Source organism: Mycobacterium sp. WUMAC-067 (assembly GCF_020217485.1).
Classification (GTDB): domain Bacteria; phylum Actinomycetota; class Actinomycetes; order Mycobacteriales; family Mycobacteriaceae; genus Mycobacterium.
In genome coordinates this window covers 1-236 of record NZ_JAEKMI010000227.1, presented here as the reverse complement: position 1 = coordinate 236, position 236 = coordinate 1, and the positions used below count along the sequence as shown (strand labels likewise).

Annotated in this window: 1 protein-coding gene; it reads left to right on the top strand. The window is 60.2% G+C overall.

The features are described 5' to 3' along the window. Positions 1-236: MlaD family protein (locus tag JF781_RS28340; protein WP_225341400.1), on the top strand; the 236-nt coding region annotated here is incomplete at both ends.

Below are 236 nucleotides of genomic sequence, written 5' to 3'. Positions count from 1 at the left end.
GAGTGGCCGGCGTAACGATCGGCACCATCAAATCCATTTCACCAGAGCCCGAATACACCAAGATCGTGATGGGTGTCAGAGGCGACGTGCCAATACCCGCGGATGCCCAGGCCATCATCATCTCCCCAAGCCTGGTGGCCTCGAGGTTCATCGAATTGACGCCCACTTATGACCAGGGGCCAATTCTGGCCGACCACAGCACCATTCCCCGGGCCCGCACAGCGGTGCCTGTCGAA